The sequence below is a fragment of the Streptomyces sp. NPDC048191 genome (genome assembly GCF_040652655.1).
Classification (GTDB): domain Bacteria; phylum Actinomycetota; class Actinomycetes; order Streptomycetales; family Streptomycetaceae; genus Streptomyces.
This window is the reverse complement of the sequence record NZ_JBEZMO010000019.1, coordinates 39,157-54,959: the sequence shown is the minus strand read 5'-3', so window position 1 is coordinate 54,959 and position 15,803 is coordinate 39,157. Positions and strand designations below refer to the sequence as shown.

Annotated in this window: 9 protein-coding genes and 1 pseudogene; 3 read left to right on the top strand and 7 right to left on the bottom strand. The window is 70.5% G+C overall.

Going from position 1 to position 15,803, the window contains the following annotated elements; genetic code table 11:
• The first annotated feature begins 64 nt into the window (after positions 1-64).
• Positions 65-1,192, top strand: coding sequence for a pyridoxal phosphate-dependent aminotransferase (locus AB0D93_RS27620; protein WP_362124500.1), 1,128 nt, complete (start codon positions 65-67; stop codon positions 1,190-1,192).
• Positions 1,193-1,431: 239 nt separating this feature from the next.
• On the opposite strand, the pseudogene AB0D93_RS27615 reads toward AB0D93_RS27620, so the two are convergent.
• Positions 1,432-1,911: pseudogene (locus AB0D93_RS27615) on the bottom strand (MFS transporter); the annotation flags it as partial.
• A gap of 76 nt (positions 1,912-1,987) precedes the next feature.
• Positions 1,988-2,566: a TetR/AcrR family transcriptional regulator gene (locus AB0D93_RS27610; RefSeq protein WP_362124497.1), complete on the bottom strand. Its 579-nt coding sequence runs from the start codon at positions 2,564-2,566 to the stop codon at positions 1,988-1,990.
• A gap of 90 nt (positions 2,567-2,656) precedes the next feature.
• Between AB0D93_RS27610 and AB0D93_RS27605 the strand changes: the two genes are divergently transcribed.
• Both AB0D93_RS27605 and AB0D93_RS27600 read left to right on the top strand, forming a co-directional pair.
• The gene (locus AB0D93_RS27605) at positions 2,657-3,103 is read left to right on the top strand and encodes a DUF1772 domain-containing protein (protein ID WP_362124494.1); all 447 of its coding nucleotides are present in this window, start codon (positions 2,657-2,659) and stop codon (positions 3,101-3,103) included.
• Positions 3,104-3,244: 141 nt separating this feature from the next.
• Positions 3,245-3,670, top strand: coding sequence for a DUF4267 domain-containing protein (locus tag AB0D93_RS27600; protein WP_362124491.1), 426 nt, complete (start codon positions 3,245-3,247; stop codon positions 3,668-3,670).
• A gap of 189 nt (positions 3,671-3,859) precedes the next feature.
• Here the strand turns inward: AB0D93_RS27600 and AB0D93_RS27595 are convergent, their stop codons facing one another.
• The 5 genes from AB0D93_RS27595 to AB0D93_RS27575 all read right to left on the bottom strand — a co-directional run bounded on the left by AB0D93_RS27595 (position 3,860) and on the right by AB0D93_RS27575 (position 15,478).
• Positions 3,860-7,645, bottom strand: a complete 3,786-nt coding sequence (locus AB0D93_RS27595; RefSeq protein WP_362124488.1) for a condensation domain-containing protein — start codon at positions 7,643-7,645, stop codon at positions 3,860-3,862.
• A complete protein-coding gene (locus AB0D93_RS27590; RefSeq protein ID WP_362124485.1) occupies positions 7,642-8,595 on the bottom strand; it encodes a fatty acid desaturase in 954 nt (317 codons plus the stop codon). The genes AB0D93_RS27595 and AB0D93_RS27590 overlap by 4 nt, the downstream gene beginning before the upstream one ends.
• Before the next feature lie 40 nt (positions 8,596-8,635).
• Positions 8,636-11,827, bottom strand: a complete 3,192-nt coding sequence (locus tag AB0D93_RS27585; RefSeq protein ID WP_362124482.1) for an amino acid adenylation domain-containing protein — start codon at positions 11,825-11,827, stop codon at positions 8,636-8,638.
• Between the two features lie 148 nt (positions 11,828-11,975).
• Complete coding sequence (locus AB0D93_RS27580; RefSeq protein ID WP_362124479.1) at positions 11,976-13,739, bottom strand: ABC transporter ATP-binding protein; 1,764 nt, start codon at positions 13,737-13,739, stop codon at positions 11,976-11,978.
• Complete coding sequence (locus tag AB0D93_RS27575; protein WP_362124476.1) at positions 13,736-15,478, bottom strand: ABC transporter ATP-binding protein; 1,743 nt, start codon at positions 15,476-15,478, stop codon at positions 13,736-13,738. The genes AB0D93_RS27580 and AB0D93_RS27575 overlap by 4 nt, the downstream gene beginning before the upstream one ends.
• Positions 15,479-15,803 lie beyond the last annotated feature (325 nt).

Genomic DNA, 15,803 nt, shown 5'->3' with positions numbered 1-15,803 from the left:
CGCCCCGCTGGAGGCCGAGGTCGCAACGCCTCGGCCGAGCCCTGGAGAAGGAGGCCGACGCGCTGTGATCCCCCAGAGCTGCAAACTCGAGCGTTTCTTCGGGCAGTGGGAGTTCGCCGTCGACCACGTGGCCTGCGCCTCGGACGTCGACGGCTACGCCATGCGCGATCTGCTGGACCTCGCCGACCCCGAATGCCTCGCCCTGTGGGAAGGACTCGAACTCGGCTACACCGAAACCGCCGGGCACCCGCTCCTGCGCGAAGCGATCGCCGACCAGTACACCAGGACCGGAGCCGACGGCGTCACCGTCTGTGGCGGCGGGGCGGCCGAGGCGCTGTTCCTCATCGCCAACGCCCTGCTGGGCCCCGGCGACCACGCCGTCGTCATCTGGCCCGCGTTCGAGGCCCTGCACCGCGTGGCCCCGGCCCTCGGCGCCGGCATCACGCCGGTTCCGCTGGACCCGGACCGCGGCTGGCGGCTCGACCTCGACGCCGTCCGTCGTGCGTTCCGGCCGACCACCCGCGCGCTGTTCGTCAACTTCCCCCACAACCCGACCGGTGCTCTGCCGAGCCGTGAGGAATTCGAGGCCCTGGTCGCCCTCGGCGCCGAAGCGGGGGTCACCGTCGTCTCCGACGAGGTCTACCGCTACCTGGAATTCGAGCCCGGCGCGACGCTCCCGGCGGCGTGCGACCTGGACGAGCAGGCCGTCAGCGTGGGCGTCATGTCGAAGGCCTACGCCCTGGCCGGCCTCCGCGTCGGCTGGACGGCCACCCGCAACAAGACCCTGATGGAGGCGACCCGGGCCCTCAAGGACTACACATCGGTGTGCGCCTCGGCACCCTCGGAGGTCCTCTCCCTCATCGCGCTGCGGGCGCGAGACCACCTGGTCGCACACAGCAAGAAGATCGTCCTCGACAACCTCTCGCGCGTCGAATCGTTCTTCCGGCAGCGCCCCGAGGTCTTCGCATGGGAACCACCGCGCGCCGGAATGGTCGCCTTCCCGCAGCTGCTGCTCCCCACCCCGGTCGACGAGTTCGTGAGCGACCTCGTCCGGGAGGAGAGCGTGCTGCTGCTCCCGGGCAGCATCTTCGACATGGCCGACAACCGCTTCCGCATCGGCCTCGGCCGCACCTCGCTCCCGCAAGCCCTGGACCGCCTGGACGGGTTCCTCACCCGACGGGTCCCGGTATAGGGGCGTGGCCCTGGCGGTGACGGCCGTGCCGGTGGAATTCCCGCCACCGCCTCGCCGGCGCGATCCGCCCCGGCGACCGCGACCAGATCCGACAGGCGTCCCGGAGGGCCAGGAGGACCAGCTCGCCGCTCCCGGCCTGGTCCTCGACGCCGTGGCCCCTGTGGAACGCCCGCCACCTGGACGCCGCCGTCGCCCGGCTCCGTGCCGAGGTCCACGGCGTCAAGGACTGCCCCGGGCGGCACCCGGTCCCGGAAGACGTACGAGGCCCAAGACCGCGCCTGCCGGAGTAGCGACTCGCGGACCTCCGGTACGGGCGGGGGCGCGGTGGGCAGCGACGGTACGAACAGCGCGGAGAGCATGAACGACGCCGCGTCGGTGAGCGGCGGAACCGCCCGCCCGGGCGCGAGCAGCGCACCGCCGGCAGCCGGCCCCGCGAAGCCGGACAGGGCGGTCCGGGCGCCGCGCAAGCGGGAGTTGGGGCGCTCCAGGAGTGCGGGGTCCGGCGGAGCGGATCCGGCAGATGGGCCGTGGCGGCCGTGTCGAAGAAGAGTCCGCCGAGGCCGAGCAGGAAGGCGACGGCCGCGAGCGGCGGAACGCACGGCACGTCGAGCACGGCCGCCGCCGCGGGTGTCCCGAGCAGCACCGCACGCGCCGCGTCCGCGACCCACACCGTGCGCCCCCCGGTCCGAGCGGCCCATCAGCGGACCGCCGAGCACCCCGGCACTGGAGGCGTTGCCGCAGGCGGGCAGCGGCGGGGCCCGTGGGTCCCGGCTGCGTGCCTGACAGGACGGTGTGTCAGACCGTGGCCAGCCGGTCCACCAGCAGTTCCACCCTCGGCTCGGCGTCCTCGGGCAGCAGACGGCCCGCGCGGGTCAGGGTCGCAAGGCCGTGCAGGGCCGCCCAGAACACCTCGGTGAACAGCCCCGGGTGGACGTCGTCGCCGGTGACCTCGGCGAGAGTCTCCAGCAGGGCCGCGAAGGCGTCCTTCAGGGGCTCGGGGGTGTCCTCCTGCGCGTACGCCAGGCCGCCGTCGAGCTGGAACAAGGCGTCGTAGACCGCCGGGTTGCGGGCGGCGAAGTCGAGGTAGGCGCGGGCCAGCGCGGCGACCCGGGCGCGCGGGCCGTCCGCGGCGGAGGTCGCGGCCCGCACCGCCGTGGCCATTTCGGCGGCCCCCTGAAGGGCGACGGCGCCGATGATCTCGCGCTTGCCCCGGAAGTGGCTGTAGAGGACGGGCTGACTGTATTCGATGCGTTCGGCGAGCCGGCGGGTGGTGACTGCGTCCCAGCCCTGCTGCTCGGCGAGTTCGCGGGCCGTCGCCACGATGAGGCGCTCGCGCTCCGCCCGTTCGCGCTGCTTGCGTTCCTGTACCGACATGCATTGATTCTAGCACCGCTAGACAATCGAGCGGCAGCAGTACTAGCGTTGCCTCATCGGCTAGCAACGCTAGATCCCGGGAGGGTCATCATGCTCAGCGCACTCGAGGTCGTCACCACCGTCGTCGTCGGCCTGATGGTGGGGGTGGAGTTCTCCGTCGCCTTCATCATGAACCGGATCCTGGAAGCGCTTCCCGAGGACAGCGGCCAGCTCGGCCACGCCCACGGCGGCCGGATGCTCGGCGCCATGATGCCGTTCTGGTACATCGGGTCGCTCGTCCTCAGCGCGATCTGGGCCGTCGCCCGGTGGCACCACGACGGCGCCGGCCTGGTCGTCACCGCCGCCGGGCTGCTGATCGTCAGCGTGGTCATGTCGATCCTGCTGCTCGTCCCGATCAACAACCGGAACAAGACGTGGACCCCCGAGAACCGGCCGGCCGACTGGAAGGAGCAGCTGCACCGCTGGGAGCGCTACCACTACGTCCGGGTCGCCGTCATCATCGCCGCCTTCGCCCTGCTGGCCGCCGCCCTCGTCTGACCCTGCGGGCCGACGCCGCGCAGGCGACGCGCCCGCGGCCGGATCAGGCGCCGCACGACTCGACAGGCTCCGCGAAGTTCACCAAGCTCACCAAGTTCACCAAGTTCACCAAGCCGACGAAGACCCGCAAGGAGAAGGACAATGTCGCTGAAGAAGTTCAACACCGTTCTGGTCGCCTCCTTCATCCTCTTCATCCTCTGGTTCGGGGGGGAGTTCATCCTGAGCCCGGGCACGACGGCGCCGGGCTTCGGCCTGCCGAGCTGGCCGTCCGGCGACGGCGGCGGCTTCCTGGTCATCAAGGGAATCCGCGACGTCGTGCTGGCCCTGGTCCTGGGCATCCTGCTGGTGACGGGCCACCGCCGGGCGCTGGGCTGGGTGTTGCTGGTGGAGGCCCTTGCCGCGTACGGCGACATGGCCACCGTGCTGGCCCACCACGGCTCCGTGGCCACCGCGCTCGGTGTCCACGGCCTGACCGCGACACTGATGGTGGTCAACGGCCTGCTGATCATGCGCGAGACCCGCAAGGTCGCGGCCGTACCGGAAACGCCCGTCCCGCAGCCCGCCTGACGCCACTTGGCGCGCCGGTGTTCGACGGTCAGCGATCCCCGTCGTCCTCCCGGTTCCCGGCGTCCTGCGCGGGGACCGGATAGGCGCCGCCGTCAATCCGGAGGAACCGCCCCCGACTTCGCGGGTGTCGTCGCCGCCGGCGGTGAACCCGGCGAAGGACCCGCGACCGCCGCCCGCGCAGCGGCCCGCTCATCGCGGAGGGGCGGATCCGGTACCGCAGGCCTGGGACGTCTTCCAGGGCGCGTCGCCGATCAGCTCGGCGAGGATCGGGCCCAGCTGTGCTGTCGCCGCGCTGTCCATCATCGCGTCGTGATCGCAGCGGATGGGGTGGTTGCGGACGCCGCCCACGATGAAGGGCGACCACTTCTCGGCCAGTGGACCCCACCTCTCGGTGGACAACACGGCCTCGAAGTGATGCGCGCTCCCCGCGAAGCGGCGGGTGGTGAACCGCCGTTGGAGCAGGGCGTTGTTCCTCGTCGCGGCCTCCATGATGCGGACCGTTTCGTCGGCATCCCCGCCGGGGACGGCGTTCCGCTGGGCGAGCGTCACCGCGGTGACCGTGTCGGCCCCGACTCCCGGCAGGTCGTCGGCAACCGCCGGTGCCGCGTCGAACAGGACGAGCAGCGCGATCCGGTCCCCGCCTTCCTGGAGCCGTACGGCGATCTCCTGGGCGAGCGTCCCGCCGAACGACCACCCCAGCAGAATGTACGGTCCCCGCGGCTGGACGGACCGGATCAGGGAGACGTAGTCCGAGGCCATCTCCTCCATCGAGGAGTGCGGCGGCATCGCGGCGGGGCGCGAGGACTGGAGGCCGACCACCGGGTGAACGCCGTCGATGAAGGGCAGGAGCGCCCGGTAGCACCAGCTGAGTCCGCCCACGGGATGGACACAGAACACCGAGGTCGGGCCGGTACCCGGACGCAGGCGGATGAGCGGGTCGAAGACGCCGTGGGCCGGTGCGCCACCCGATGCCGGGTCCAGGCCCTTGTCCTCGACGAGGCGCGCCATCAGTTCGGCGAAGTCCGCGAACACCGGCCGCTCGAACACGGCGTCCGCCGGTACGTGTACGTCCGGAAGGAGTCCGGCGACCTTGCCGATGATCAGGGACGCGATCAGCGAGTGTCCGCCGGCCCAGAAGAAGTCGGTGTCGGGCCCCACCTCGTCGAGCGACAAGCACTGCGCCCAGATCTCCTGAAGCCTGGGTACGAGAAGACGCGCCACGTCCGACGGTTCGCTCGCGAGACCCCTCCGTGCCGCCCCGGCTCCGTTCACGTGAAGGCTGCGCGGAATCATCGGAAGCGGGAGGAGGGAGCCGAGATAGGCCTGCAGCTGATCCGCGGAGGTCGGGGTGCTGCCGGGCAACGGCGTCACGTCGGCCTGCAGGGCCACGGCGTCGTCGTCCGCCGTCACGGTGACGGAGACCCGGCCGACCGAGGGGTGCGTACCCAACGCGGCTTCGACCTCGTCGAGGTTCACGAGGAAACCGTGGAGGAAAAGCCGCCTGTCGCGGTGCCCGAGGATCTCGAGAAGCCCCTCCGGCGTCCACCGTCCGACCAGCCCTGTGGCGTACATCCGCGCGCCTGGTCGCCCAGGGTGGGGATCCGGGAGGAAACGCTCGGCGGTGAGCGCGGCATGTCCCGCGATCCCACTGCTCAGGGACGGGCCGCTGACATGCAGGTCGCCGGCTTCTCCGACCGCCACCGCCTGGAGCTCCCGGTCCAGCAGGTGTACGCGGTCCTGACCGGCGACGTCCGCCAGAACGCGGGCGCCCGCCCGCACATGAGCGGTGCTCCCGGCGACCGCGAAGTGGACACGGCCGGCGCCGGCGCCGACCGTGCCGTACACACGCGCGGATGTCCGGCTCTCGATCTTCCGCAGCGTCCTCGCGGGCAGCGGGTCGTCCTCGGTGCACAGGACCCTGAGGGAGCGCCAGCCCTCGAGGACGTCCAGGGCGGCCAGTCCGTTCAGCGCATCGGCGGACTCCGCGTACACGGCCGAAGGACGGTGACGCTTCAGCGCACCGTTCGGATCCTCGCCGGGGTCCTGCCTGCCGACATCGGTTACGACGACCGTGGCGCCCGCGGTGAAGGCGGCGAGGACGGCGAGGAGGCTGTGAGCGGTGACGGCCGAGGAGACGAGCAGCAACTCCTCACCGGCCTCCAGGCCCAGCGCCCGGGCCTGTTCCCGGATCCGGCTCTCGAACGCCGTCCGCCCGACGGCCCACTGCACTCCCGAGTCGGCGACCACCAGGCACACCGGGGAACCGCCCTCGGGGCGGAGCCGCTCACCGGTCCGTCCGGCGGCCGGATCCGCAGCGGCCGTCGTCGTGGTCGCCGACGCCCGGTGCCCTGCGTCGGGCAACCGGAACACCCGGCCCGACCGCCATGAGCCGAGGACGTCGACGACCGCCTGACGGATGTCGTCCGAGGCGACGTCCACGACCGGGTACGGACCGCGGGTGCGGGCGGGAAGGCGCTGAACGTACTTCGACACGGCAGCGCCGAGATCACCGTAGGAAACCCGCCCCCCTTCGGTCACCAGGGCCGTACGGTCCGGATCGTCGGCGGCCGCGTCCGCCATCAGTCCGAGGACGCTGGTGCCGTCGGTTTCCGGGCGGGCGCCCGGCCCGGAATCCACGGCCTGCCGGTCGAGCCCGCCGAGCCACGCGTCCGGCGAACGGGAGATCGACCGGGCCAGGGAGGCCAGTCGCCGCGCGAACGCTTCGACGGTCTGCGGCTTGAACAGGCTGAACGGGTAGTTGATCCAGATGACGAAGCTTCTGTCGCCCTGCTCGGCGCAGTGCATGGACAGATCGGCCTTGGCGGACCGCGGGCCGGTGGAGAGCTCCTCCACCCGCAGGCCACGAACCTCCGGCGCGCCTCGGCCCTGCTCCTCGTACGTGAACATCACCTGGTAGACCGGATGAGAACTGGGGTCGCGGACACCGTTGCGCGCGATGATCTCACCGAACGGCAGCCGCGGATGCTCCATCGCCTCCAGCACCGCGTCGCGCACCGCGGCCACGAGCTGTCCGAAGGTCGGGTGCTCCGCCACATCGGTCCTGATCACCACGGTTTCGACGAAACAACCGAGCACGCCCTCCATTCCCGGCTCGGTGCGGTCCGACAGCGGGATGCCGACCGCGATGTCGGACTGCCCCGTGAGCCGCGACAGGCCGAGCATGAACAGAGCGAGGTACACCATGTGCGGGCTCGCCCCGAGGCGCTGTCCCAGGAAGCGGAGATTCTCCGCGACCAGGGCGGGCACGGTGGCCATGACGCTGTCGCCCGCGCCTGAGAACCGCGGTGGTCTCGGGAAGTCCGTGGGCAGTGGCAGGATGTTCAAGCCGTCCAGACGGGCGGTCCAGTACGCCCTGTCCGCGGCGTCGAGATCCGCACGGGCCCGCTGTCGCCGAGCGTACGCCAGATAGGTCTGACCGGCCGTTTCCGTGGGCGGCGCGGGACGCCCGTCGCGATCCGCCTCCAGCAGCGCGAGCAGTTCGTCACGGAGCACACGCAGCGATGTGCCGTCGAGCGAGATGTGCGGCGACGACATGAGGACGATGACGTCGTCCGCCGCCAGTTTCAACAACTGGACGTAGAACGGCGGCTCGTCGCCGTCAAGCGGACGCCGGACCGTCCGTGCCGCCGTCCACAGCTGATCCGCCAACGGCGTCGCGTCGTCGAGCGTGAAGTCGGTCTCGAGGACGGTGAGTTCTTCCTCGAGTACCACCTGGACCACGTCTTCGCCGACCCGGCGATAGCGGGTGCGCAGGATGGCGTGATGCTGGAAAACGGTGTTCAGGGAGCGTCTGAGGCTGTTCAGGGACACGTCGCCGCGCACGCGGAGCGCGTAGTCGATCATGTAGCTCGACCCGCCGAGGCCGAGCTCCTCGAGCAGCCACATACGGAGCTGGACCGAGGACAGCGGTCCGGAGTCCAGTTCACGCGACCGCCCGTCCGTACCGGGCGTCACGGCGTGCTCTCCGCTGTCACCTCGTGCAGCAGGGGGCGGCGCCGGTCCAGGAAGCCGAGGAGGGCGGGAACCGGACTGACGATGCGGGGCTGCGCCTCGAGCCTGGCCCGCTGACGCTCCTTCACCTCCGGCATCCGGGACCAGTGCGTGCCGGGGCTGAGGTGGTGCTCCTGGTGGTAACCGTCGTTGAACGTAAGCAAGTTGTACACGCGGTTGTAGTGACTCACCGAGTCCGTCGCGCGGTCCTCCGGATTCGCGCCGTAATGCCGGTAGTAGTTCTGCACGTTGACCAGAGTCAGCGCGATGAAGAAGCCGGGGAGGTAGCACAGGACCGTCCACTGCCAGGAAAGCGCCGCGAACACGACCAGGGAAAGGCAGTGCGCGGCGCGGTCGGCCTGGATCTGGCGGAGTTCGCGGATCCTGCGCCTCTCCCTGCGGGACGCCAGCGACAGCAGTCTCTCCTCGCCTTGCCCGACCTTCCACAGACGCATCGTCGAAGCCACATCCCTGATGCGGCCGGCGACGGAGTCCACGGCACCGCCGAGGGCGTAGGACAACAGTGGCTCGTGCTGCCCGTTCTTCCCCTTGCGATAGGTGGACGACGCGTCGCGGGTGGTGCCGTCGGGGCCCTGCCGGTCGTTGTTGAAGCGGTGGTGGTTGCGGACGTGGGTCAGCTGGTACGCCTGGACCGACTGGCCGATGTTGACGGAATTGACCACGGACACCACGGCGTTGAGGCGATCGCTCACGAACCAGGGCACATGGGTGAAGAGGTGGGAGACGACGATGATGTTGTAGGTCGTCATCAAGGTGAGCAGCACCCCACCCGCCACCCTGGCCGGCAGCGAGACCGTGTCCCAGGTGATCGCGAGTACCGGCGCCACGGCGAACTGCGCCAGGCTCAGTCCCACGAGGACCGAGTCCTTGGGAGTGTTCTTCCATATCTTCATCGATCGCCCCCCTCTTTGGAGACAGACATGCTCGGCCGCGTCACGCATCCGTTTCCGACAAGGCCGCGAGGCGGGACGCCAGAAGCGCGACCGTGGGCGCCATGAACAAGTCCCTGGCACTCACTTCGATCCCCGTCCTGACGCTGATCCGGGCCATCGTGGTCATCGCCGCGAGCGAGTGGCCGCCCAGCTCGAAGAAGTTGTCGTGCCGGCCGACGTCGGGGACGCCCAGCACCTGCGCCCACAGTGCGGCCAGTTCCCGTTCCGTCTCGGAGGCCGGCTCGTCGTCCGCCTCCTGGGCGCGTTGCCGTACGGCGTCGACCGACAGTCGTGCCATGTCGACCTTGCCGTTCGCGTTCCGGGGCAGGGCGTCGACGACGACGAACTCCTGGGGAACCATGTGGGCGGGCAACTGTGAGCCGAGATGGCCGCGAAGGGCCTCGGTGTCCAGCTCCGTGCCGGAGGAACCGGTGTCGTGCGGCACCACGAACGCGACGAGCCGCGCTCCGGCCGACGACTCCACTCCGCGTACCGCCGCGTCCTTGACCAGTCCGGACCGCAGGAGCTGCGCGGCGACCTCGCCCGGTTCGACACGGTAGCCCGCGATCTTCACCTGGTCGTCCACCCGGCCGAGGAAGGCCAGTTCACCGTCGGGAAGCCACCTTCCCCGGTCGCCCGTCCGGTACAACCGGCCCCCCGGCGCGCCGTACGGATCCGGAACGAACCTCTCGGCCGTCAGCCGTGGGTCGTTGACGTAGCCGTTCGCCACCGCGGCCCCACCGATGCAGATCTCGCCGGGGACTCCCGGGGGGACGAGGCGGAGGTCCTCGCCGAGCACCCACACCTGCGTGTTGGGGATGGGCCGCCCGATCGGCACCTCGATCGGCCATTCGTGCGCCTCGTCGGCGAGCCGGTGCGCGGTCGCGACGTGCGTCTCCGACGGACCGTACTGGTTGACCAGCCGCAGCCGCCGGTCGTGGGCGAAGACCTCTCTCATCGCGTCGGTCGGGTTCAGCCGCTCGCCGGCGGTGATGACCCCGGCCAGGGACGGGAGTCCGGTACCTCGCGCGACAGCCGTGTCGCAGAGTGCGGCGGCGACCTTCGGCGGCAGGTCGATCCACTCCACTGCCTCGCGCGTGAGGAGGTCGAGCAGCGCGGCGGGTTCCTGACGCTCCCGCCGTGGGACCATCACCATCCGGGATCCTGCCGCGAGCGCGCCGAGGACGTCCTGGAAGAGGACGTCGAAGCCGATGGAGGCGAAGGCGGCGATGACCGTCTCGCGCCCGACGACGTCGTCGACGTGCCAGGAGAGCAGGTTGTGCAGGCTGCGGTGCGGCATGCCCACCGCTTTCGGCTCACCCGTCGACCCGGAGGTGAAGACGACGAAAGCGGTATCGGCCGGGCTGACGTCCACAGCTTCGGCCCGCTGTGCGTCGGGCGTCGTCTTCGGGATCGCGGAGATGTCGAGCCATCGGACCGCGTCCGGTCCGTCGTCCGCTTCCCACCCGGCGGCGCCGGCGCCGAGCGCCAGCGCGGCGCGGGACAGCCTCAGGCCGGCCCGGATCCTTGCCTGCGGATACTGGGGATCGATGGTGAGGACCGCGGCTCCGGAGTACAGGACCCCCAACATGGCGGCGACGAGGTCGACACCCCGGTCGCAGCAGACGGCGACGACGTCCCCGCGGCCGATGCCCTCGGCGCGCAGCGCCTCGGTGATCGCCCGGCCGCGGGCGGCGAGTTCGCGGTACGACACCCGTGTGTCCTCGAAGACCACGGCGATGTCGTCGGCATGCGTCCGCACCGTCTCCGCGATGACGTCCAGCACGGTGACCTCGCCGCGTTCCAGCCGGGGACCGGCGCTGTTGCGCTCGATCACCTCGCGCGTCTCGTCGTCCACCGTGCCGAAATCCGAAAGCCGGGTCCTCGGCTCGCGCGCCGCCCGGTCGAGCACCGACAGATAGAAGGCGACGAACCGCCGGATGAAGGGCAGGTCGAACAGCTCGTCCTGGTAGGAGAGTTCGACGTGGATCCGGTCGGGCAGTTCGGCGCAGGCCAGCTCGAGGTCGAAGAACGACATGCGGTCCCGCCGAGGGGGTTCACGAACATCGAGACCCGAGAACCCGGGCCGCCCGTCCGTCCCGGACAGCCCTTCCGAATCATCGCGCTGGGTCATGTGGAACAGGACGTCGAAATAGGGGTTCCGAGTACCACGCCGCTGGGGGACCAGCCGTTTGACCACCTCCTCGAACGGCAGGTCCTGGCAGTCGAACGCGCTCACCGCCGTCTCCCGGACCCGCCGCACCAGTTCCTCGAAGGGCGGGTCTCCGCCGAGATCGGTGCGCAGGGCGATGGTGTTCGCGAACAACCCCATGACATCGCGTACTTCCGGCACGGTGCGCGCGGGCATCACGCCGCCCACCGTCTGGTCGTCCGCGGCGGTGTAGACCCGCAGGACCACCTTGAGGGCCGCCAGCATGACCATGTAGACGGTGGCCTGCGCCGACTTGGCCAGGTCGCGCAGTCCCGCGGCCGTCCCCGCGGGGACCTCGAACTCGTGGATCCGGTTGCGGTAGGTCGGCGTCACCGGACGCCTGTGCACGAGCGGCAGATCGGTCGGGCGGTGTCCGTCCAGCTTCCGTGTCCACGCTTCGATCTGCCGTCGGGACTCGCTGCCCTCCAGCCGGCCGCGCTGCCAGACCGCGAAGTCCGCGTACTGGATGGACAGGCCGGGGAGGGCCGCCGCGCGGCCCTCCACCCGGGAGCTGTAGAGCTCGCCGAGGTCGCGCTCGAAGATCTCCATGGACCTCAGGTCGACCAGGATGTGGTGGAGCGTCACGACGACGACGTGGAACTCCTCGGACCGGCGCAGCCCCAGGACCCGCACCAGCGGCCCGGCGCCGAGATCGAACGGCCGGTCCGCTTCGTCGCCGACGATCCGGTCCACCTCGGCGTCCCCGGGCCCGTCCGGCACGTCGCGCCATGTCACCGGAACGGACACCTCGTCCGCGACGACCTGCATCAGATCCGTGCCGTCGAGCGCGAAGGTCGTCCGCAAGGCCTCATGACGGGCGACCAGGTCGGCCATGGCCTGTTCGAACGCGGTCCGGTCCAGGCGCCCTCGGATCTCGTACACGGCGGGGACGTTGTAGACGGTCCGGTGCTCAAGGAGATCGTCGAGGAACCACATGCGTTCCTGTGCGTACGAAGCACGGAACCGCCCCAGTATCATCATGCCCGTTGCCTCAATCCTGTGTCGGGGGACCAAGTCCTGGCGCCGGTCGATCCAGGCATGGTCGAGCGCCGCTGTTCACGGGGTGGCACGCTAAGGGTGGTCGGCGAGGACACGTCCCGGGGCTCGCGGGCGGGCCGCGCGCGGAGACTCACAGCCAGTTGGACCAGAGCCGGGCATAGGCACCCTTCTTGACGATCAGGTCCTGGTGGGGACCGACTTCGACGATGCGCCCGTCCTCCACGACGGCGATCCGGTCCGCGTCGTAGGCCGTGTGCAGCCGGTGCGCGATCGAGATCACGGTCCGGCCCTCCAGCACCGCCGCGAGCGACCGTTCCAGGTGCCGGGCCGAACCCGGGTCCATCTGGGAGGTCGCTTCGTCGAGGATCAGTACCCGCGGATCCGCCAGGAGCAGCCGGGCCAGCGCGATCTGCTGGGCCTGCGCGTCGGTCAGCACCTCCCCGCCGGTGCCCACCGCGGTGTCCAGCTTCTCCGGGAGGGCATCGACCCATTCACCCGCGCCGACCGTCTCCAGCGCTCTTCGGAGCGCGGCGTCACCCGCCTCCGCCGGTGCGTCCTGATCCCCGCCGGAGGCGGACAGTTCGAGATTCTCCCGGAGCGAGCCGCCGAAGATGTAGTGGTCCTGGCTCACCAGCATGACGTGCCGGCGCAGTACGTGGGGTGGCAGCTCATGGAGCGGTATGCCGGACAAACGTACCTGGCCGACGCGCGGGGGGTGGATCCCGGACAGCAGCCGGGCGAGTGTCGACTTGCCGCTTCCGGTCGGCCCGACGACGGCGATCCGTTCGCCGGGGCTCACCGCGAGGTCTATCCCGTGCAGGACGTCCGGTCCGTCGTCGTACGCGAACCGGACGTCGCGCGCCGAGAGGTCCGCGGAAGCGATGACGCCGTGCCCGGCGGCCTTCCGGTCGGACCGGGTGTCCGCCACGCCGAGCAAGCGGGCCAGCGACGCGTTGCCCTGCTGGAGCGTTCCCACCCAGTCGAGCAGGGTTTCGAGGGGATACATCAGCTGAAGGATGTAGAGGGTCGCGGCCGTCACCTGGCCCAGGTCGACCCAGCCCCGGCTCTTGGCGTATCCGCCGAGCAACAGGGCGGCGGCCACCGGCAGGGTGAAGAGGAACTCCTCGCTCGCGTACAGGACCGTCCGAAGGCCCAACGTGTACTTGACCGCGTCGTACCAGCCCTGGGTGTCGTCCTCCGCGCGGCGGACACGATGGGCCTCCAGGCCGAACGCCTCGACGGTGGCCGCACCCTGGATGGTCGCGCTCAGGCCCTCGGTGATGCCGGCGGAGGCGGCGGCCTCGCGCAGGAAGCCGTCGCGTGCCCGGGCGAGGTACCACCGGTTCACCATCACGAGGGGTGGCGAGATGATCAGAAGGGCGAGCGACAGCAGCGGCGACACCAGCAGGAGGGCGACCAGGCTGAGGACGATCCACACCAGCGCCTCGACGACCTGAGGCACCGCCAGCTGCATGGCGCGGCGCAGCGTGTTCGAGTCACGGGAGGCCCGCGTCACCAGGTCGCCGTCGTCCGACCTCTCGACGACGGCCAGCGGAAGCGCGAGCACGTCGTCGACGAACTTCTCACGGATCTCGGCCAGGACGGTCGCGGCAAGTCGCCCCGCCGCCCGGAAGGCGACGCGGATCAGGAACGCCTGCAGCAGGATGAAACCGGTCAGCGCGGCCGCGATGGCCGACACGTGGCCCGCGGTCGTGCCGTTCCTTACGTCCTGGACGACGGCGCCGAGCAACCGGGGACCGACCAGGCCGCTGCTGACGGCTATGCCGTACAGAGCCAGTACGGACGCCAGTTCCTTCCTGTGGCTGCGCGCCACGTGCCACAGAAATCGGCGAACGGCTTTCGCGTCGGCGACCGGAAGCGTGCGAACCTTCATTTCCCGACCTCTGAGACATCGTCACGCGCCACCAGCGCCCGGTACGCCGGCCGGCTCTCCAGCAGTTCGTCGTGGGTCCCGGCGGCGACCACGCGGCCGTCCTCCACGTACGCGACCTGCTGCGCTCGCTGGAGCAGGAGCGGACTCACCGTGAACACGACCGTGCTCCGCCCCTCCGGGCGGGTTTCGTGGAACCGGGCGAGATTCTCCGCCACGCGGTGCTCGGTGTACGCGTCGACCGCGTTGGTCGGCTCCACGAGCAACGTGAACTCCGCGTCCGCCAGCAACGCCCGGGTGAGTCTCAGGCGTTGCAGCTGACCGCCCGAGAAGGTCCTGCCGCGCCCCGTCATCCGGGTGTCGAGACCGTCGGGAAGAGCGTCGATGATGTCCGTCGCGCACGCGACCTGAAGGGCGGCCGTGATCTCCTGTGCGCCGGCTGTTCCGGCCGGTGCGATCTCCTCGCGCACCGTACCGGCGAAGAACCGGTCGCTGTTCAGGCCCAGCAGCACACGTGACCGCACGACCGTGACCGGCAGCGACGACAGTGGCTCGCCGTCCAGTGCGGGATCGCCGGAGTCCTCGAAGCGGGCCAGCCGACGGGCCAGGGCGTCGGCATCGGGGGCGTCGGCGCAGGCGACCGCCATGAACGTCGACGGTGGGACGTCCAGTCCTGAGGCGCTGTCGGCCAGGTGGACCTTGCCGCGGGGCTTCGAGGCCGCCACGGCCGTCTCGGGCGTGTCCGTGTCCCGCGGGTCGATGCTCAGCAACCTGGTCACGCGCCGGGCGGCCACCAGCGCCCGGGTGATCTGGTCGGCGCCGTCCAGCACGTTGTGGAGCGGCGTGGCGAGGAACGTCGCGAACCCGTAGAACGCGACCACCTGGCCGATCGTCAGACGCTGGTCGAGCGCGAGGAGAGCGGCTGTGTACGTGACGATCGCGGTGACCAGACCCGGCACGAGGATCCGCGATCCCTCCAGGTCCGCCTCGACGCGCGCCACATCGACATCCGCGAGCCGCAGCCGCGCCGAATCGGCGCGGAACCGTGCCGCGAACTGCCGTTCGCCACCCACCCCCCGGAGCACCCGCAGCCCCCACGCGATGTCGACAGCGCGTCCCGCCAGCCGCCCCTGCAGGGACCGGTAGTCGTCCTGGCGCCGCTGCAGGGGGCGCAGGAGCAGGCTGCCCAGCCCGCTGAGGACAGGGACGGTCACCAGGACCAGGAGTCCGAGCGGGACCGAGACCGTGACCATGGCCACCGTGACGGCCGTGACGGCCGCGGCGGACCCCATGAGCCGGCCGACGGTGATCAGGCCCACCCCGATGGCGGTGACGTCCGAGGTGCTGGTCGCTATCAGCTCACCGGCGTCGTGTTGCCGCGGCAGCGAGGCGCCGAGCCGCGTGATGTGCCGCGTCACCATCCGCATGGTCAGGCAACCCGACACCGTGTGCGTGATGATCGAGTGCCGGTAGAACGCGATACCGGACCCCGCCCTCAGCACGCCGAGCAGAAGGATGGCCATCGACCACCGGACCACTTCACCACTGTCGTCGCGGGCGATGCCGAGGTCGATCGCGCGACCGATGGCGGCCGGAATCAGCGCCTGGGTGGTCATCCACACGGCGGACGTCGCCGCACCCCAGATCGTGGCGGCCTTCTGCTTTCCGACGAGCGCGAGTATGTACCTGGCCGCCGATCGATGGTCAAGCCCTTCAGGACCAAGTGCGGGAATCCGTTGCATGATCGAAGACTCGATCCCTTCGGTCGCCGATGCGCAGCACCCAGTATTTAGACGTTGTCGTACGGCGCGGGCTAGCGTATCGACTGATCGTCCGGCCCAGCAACGATCGTTTTACGTCTGTTCTGCACGGGAATCCTGTCCAAATCCTCGACGCCGTACCGGTGTGCGGAGGCCCGGCGGCGTAACCCGCCGTGCGTGTCAAAGGCCCGTGCTGCGACGGGAGTTGTGGCGCCGGGGGCAGCCTCGTGCGGTCCGCACGCCGGCGCGGCGGTCGCCCAAGGGCCGGCCCGAGCGTCCCCGCAGATCACCGGCGCTTTTCCGCTAT